The 4,611-nt window shown below is 66.3% G+C and carries 5 protein-coding genes; 1 reads left to right on the top strand and 4 read right to left on the bottom strand.

The genetic code is table 11. The features are described 5' to 3' along the window. The 4 genes from ACYVHT_RS23220 to ACYVHT_RS23205 all read right to left on the bottom strand — a co-directional run. Positions 1-1,048: CaiB/BaiF CoA transferase family protein (locus ACYVHT_RS23220; RefSeq protein ID WP_460557769.1), on the bottom strand; the 1,048-nt coding region annotated here is incomplete at its 3' end. Positions 1,049-1,099: 51 nt separating this feature from the next. Continuing rightward, positions 1,100-1,789, bottom strand: coding sequence for an ATP-binding cassette domain-containing protein (locus ACYVHT_RS23215; RefSeq protein ID WP_460557767.1), 690 nt, complete (start codon positions 1,787-1,789; stop codon positions 1,100-1,102). Further along, positions 1,786-2,118 carry a hypothetical protein gene (locus ACYVHT_RS23210; protein WP_460557765.1) on the bottom strand — a complete coding sequence of 111 codons (333 nt, stop codon included), beginning with the start codon at positions 2,116-2,118 and terminating at the stop codon, positions 1,786-1,788. Before ACYVHT_RS23210 ends, ACYVHT_RS23215 begins: the two co-directional genes overlap by 4 nt. 42 nt (positions 2,119-2,160) lie before the next feature. Beyond that, positions 2,161-2,907 carry a class I SAM-dependent methyltransferase gene (locus tag ACYVHT_RS23205; RefSeq protein ID WP_460557763.1) on the bottom strand — a complete coding sequence of 249 codons (747 nt, stop codon included), beginning with the start codon at positions 2,905-2,907 and terminating at the stop codon, positions 2,161-2,163. A gap of 251 nt (positions 2,908-3,158) precedes the next feature. Here ACYVHT_RS23205 and ACYVHT_RS23200 point away from each other — a divergent pair. Beyond that, a partial coding sequence (locus tag ACYVHT_RS23200) for a DEAD/DEAH box helicase (RefSeq protein WP_460557771.1) occupies positions 3,159-4,611 on the top strand: 1,453 nt, incomplete at its 3' end.

The raw sequence follows: 4,611 nt of genomic DNA, 5'->3' as shown, positions 1-4,611 counted from the left end.
CCGCCCCGGGCAGCAGCATGGCCTGCGCCGAGGGCCGGGCCAGCGCCTCCCCCACCGTGCGCACGGCCCCGGCCGGCACCGCGCGGCGCTCCAGTTCGGCCAGCAGCGCGTCGCCATCCACTTCAGCAATGCGCAGCGTCAGCAGGTTTTCCACGTCGGCGCGATGCGCTACGCGGGCCGCGTTGGTTTGAAAGCGGGCGTCCGTTGCCCATTCGGGTCTTGCCAGGGCCGTGCACAGGTGCCGGAACTGCCCATCCGAGCCCACGGCCAGCACCAGCTGGCGGCCATTGGCGGCGCGGTACACCGTGCCGTAGGGCACGATGCTGGGGTGGCCGGAGCCCAGCGGCTGCGGGTCGTGGCCTGTCACTAAGTACGTGGCAGCCTGGTTGGCCAGCGAGGCCAGGGCGCTATCGAGCAGGCTCACCTGCACCAGCGCCCCGCGCCCGGTCTTTTCCCGCTGAAACAGGGCCGTGAGCAGGCCTTCCTTGAGCTGATGGGCCGCCAGCAAATCGACCATGGCCACGGGCATCTTCTGGGGTGGGTGGCCAGGACCTGCGGCGTTGAGGTACATGAAACCGGCTTCGGCCTGCAGCACGGCATCGTAGCCGGCGCGGGCGCTGTCGGGGCCGTAGCCGGTGAGGTGGCCGTAGATGAGGCGCGGGTTTTCCGTGGCCAGCGTGGCGTAATCGGCCCGCAATTTTTCTGCGTCGCCCGGCTTGTAACTGGTGAGAATGATATCGGCCCGGGCAGCCAATTGGTGCAAGTGGGCCTGGCCGGCGGGGGTGGTCAGGTCGAGCACGAGCGACTGCTTACCCCAGTTGGACGCGGCGAAATAGGCCGAAACGGAAGCAGCAGCAGCGGCCTGAGAAGCCGCGGTGGCGGCCGTTTCGGCACTGGTCTTCCAGGTGCGGGTGACGTCGCCAGCCGGGCTTTCAATCTTCAACACTTCGGCCCCCAGTTCGGCAAAAAACTGGCCCACCTGCGGGCCGGCCAGCACGGAGGCCAGTTCGAGGATGCGGAGGTGGGCGAAAGGCAGGGTGGAAGACATAACGGGCAGGATGGAAAGCCGGCAAGCTACGCGCCACCGCCAAAACTTGCCTCAGCTGGCCAGGTAGCCGTAGTCGCGCAGCTGCTCGCGCACGTCGCCGTCCAGCCGCAGCAGGCGGCCCTGGTGCAGCAGGTACACCACGTCGCAGATGGGCAGCACCTCAGCGTAGCGGTGGTCAGTGATGAGCAGGCCCTTGCGGTGCCGGAGGCGCTGCATTTCCTCGGCCAGGGTTTCGACGTGCACCGGCATCACGCCCGAAAACGGCTCATCGAACAGCGAAAAAGCGGTGTCGGCGTGCAGCAGCAGCAGCGCCTGCACCAGCCGCGCCGACCCGCCCGACAGCTCGCCGATGCGCTTGTCAAACTGCGGCCGCAGCTCCGGAAAGCAGGCGGTAGCTTCATCAACGTCGACGCCCAGCAGGCGGGCCGCCTGGGCCAGCGACAGCGACGGCGGCAATAGCGGCTCCTGCGGCAGGTAGTTCAGCAGCCCTGGTTCCCGAAAGGCCGGCACCACGCGCCGGCCGTTCACGCGCACGGAGGCATCGGCCACGGCCCGGGCCCCGAAAATGGTTTGCAGCAGCACCGACTTGCCGCTGCCGTTGCGGCCCAGCAGGCCCACAATCTGGCCGGTTTCCACCCGCATATAAATGCTGCCCAGCACCTGTCGCTCGCCGAATACAATGCGAATGCCATCGGCCTCGAGCACCTGCTTTTCCAGCGCATTATTTGGCGTCTGACTCATGACAAGGCCGCACGCACAAGCACTGCGCTGCCGAGAAACAGCAGCCCGTCCAGGACTACCACGCCGCTCCAGAGCTGCCGGCGGGAGATGTTCAGGTTGAAGTAAAACCAATACTGGTGTGGCCGCAGCCGCTCCGCCAGCAGCCACACCACCGGAGCCGTGGCCAGTTTGGCCAGCAGCAGCGCCGGCACGATGCCCCTCGCCCGGCCCTCGTAGATGGCGGGCAGCAGCACAGCGGCCAGAATCAGCCCCGAAATGCCAAGCATAAACGGCGCGACGCTGCGATAGAACAGCAGCCCGGCCCGGAATCGGGTAAGCAGTATCATCATAAAAAAGGGGTTGGTGCGCCTGCCAACGCCGCGGCCCGCGAATTATTCTACCCGTCCGGTCCGGATGAAAACCGGAAACGTGATTTCCCGCGTCCCCGGCCCCCACAGTTGCGTCAGCTCGTCGGCCACCAGGGCCGTGAGGTCGGCGCCCGCGTGCTGCCGGGCGTAGTTGGCCGCGGCCGACCAGGTGCCCAGGTACCCCAGCATATCGGCCACCGTCCACTGCCTTTTCTCCGCAAAACGAGCCCGTTGCACGTCGGCAAACGGGAAGGGAATGCGGGCGTACTCCTCGGTGATGTGCCGGCGGTTGGCATCCCAATACGGCGCAGAGGTTTCGTCGTGAAACCGGTCGAGCGCGGCGTTGAGCGCGGCGCTATCGGTGCGGCAGAAATTGTAGCCCCACTCGGCCAGCAGGGCGCCGGGCCGGGCCACGCGGCGCACTTCGGCGTGGTAGGCGGCGTGGTCGAACCAATGCACGGCCTGCGCCACGGTGATGAGGTCGAAGCGCTGCGCCGGGAAGGGCGTGTGCTCGGCCTGCGCCGTTTGGTAGTGAATGTTGGGGCGCGGCGCGGCCTGGGCCAGCTGCTTCTCGCTAAGGTCGGTCGCATCGACGCGCACGAAGCTCTCGGCCAGCACCACGGCCACCTGGCCGTTGCCGGTGGCGCAGTCCCAGGCCCGCTCGCGGCTTTCTACCTGGGGCAGCAGCCAGTCGTACAGCTCAGCGGGGTAGTCGATGCGGTAGCGGGCGTAGTCGGCGGATTGGGTGGAAAAGCGGTCGAGGATGGGCATGGGGGTGGTGGGGTTGTTAGGTTGGTGAACGGGTGGGCCAAAGGAACGTCATGCAGCGCGCAGCGAAGCATGACGTTCTATTTGCGCAGTTCCGCCCGTTGCCGCCTCCCCGTCGCCTGCCGTATCTTTACCCCAAATCAAGCGGTTTGCTGACCAGGCATCAGGGTCAGCCTTTTACAACTTTCAACAGCTGAACCTTGACGTTTCACGAATTTAGCCTCCATGACGACCTGCTGGCCGGCATCGACGCCATGAACTACCAGCAGGCCACCCCCATTCAGGAGCAGGCCATCCCCAAAATCCTCGAAGGCAAAGACCTGATTGCCTGCGCCCAGACCGGCACCGGCAAAACCGCCGCCTACCTGCTGCCGCTGCTCGACAAGATTTCGCACGACAAGCACGGCCACACCACCACCCTCGTGCTGGTGCCCACCCGCGAGCTGGCCACCCAGATTGACGAGCAGGTAATGGGCTTCGGCTACTACGTGGAAGCCAGCTCGATAGCCATCTACGGCGGCGGCAAATCGGAGAACTGGGAGCAGCAGAAGCGCGCCCTCACCTCCGGGGCCGACATCATCATCGCCACGCCCGGCCGCCTCATTGCCCACCTGCAGATGGGCTACGTGAAGTTCGACCAGATTAAGTACTTGGTGCTCGACGAGGCCGATAAGATGATGGACATGGGTTTCAGCGACGACATCCTGAACATCGTGCGCCAGCTGCCCAAAGACCGCCAGACGCTGCTGTTCTCGGCCACCATGCCCAGCAAAATCCGCGACTTCTCGCAGCAGATTCTCAAGAGCCCCGACGAAATCCGGCTGGCCGTATCCAAGCCCGCCGCCGGCATCGACCAGCAGTTTTACATGGCGTATGACCGTCAGAAAATCTACCTGCTCGAGCACATCATCAAAACCCAGGACGTGCAGAGCATGGTGCTCTTTACCAGCCAGAAAGCGGCCGTGGGCGGCATCGTGAAAGCGGTGAACAAGCTCGGCATCGAAGCCCGCGGCATCAGCTCCGACCGCACCCAGGAGGAGCGCGAGGAAATCATGCGCGCCTTCAAAAACAAGCAGTTTCCGGTATTGGTGGCCACCGACGTGCTCAGCCGCGGCATCGACATCGACTCGCTGAGCCACGTGGTGAACTACGACATTCCCCGCGCCGCCGAGGACTACGTGCACCGCATCGGCCGCACCGCCCGCGCCGCCACCAAGGGCACGGCCATCACCTTCATCTCGGACCAAGACCAGGACCGGGTGGTAAAAATCGAGCGCCTCATCGAGCGCGACATCGAGAAGCAGAAAATCACCGAAGAGCTGGGCCTGGGCGAAGCGCCCGAGTTCGACCCCAAGCGCTTTGCCGGCCTGGGCGGTAAAATCGGCGGCCGCCCTGCCCGTGGCGGCCACGGCGGCGGTGGCGGCCGCGAACGTGGCCCCCGCCCCGAAGGCAGCGACCGCGGCCCACGTCGCGAAGGTGGCGGAGGCCGTGACGGTGGCCGTGACGGCGGCAAGCCCCGCCGCGACGCCCCCGACCCCAAAGACCCCAAGCACCTGGAGCGCCTCGCCGCCGCTAAAAACGCCCTGGCCGCCCTCGATGCCGGCCACGCGCCCGCCGTGCCCTACCAGCGCCCGCCCCGCCCCGAAGGCGAAGAGCGCCGCGACCGTGGTCCTCGCCCCGAGCGCACCCCACGCCCCGAAGGCGAAG

Source organism: Hymenobacter daeguensis (genome assembly GCF_054780555.1).
This window is presented reverse-complemented; position numbering and strand designations above follow the sequence as displayed.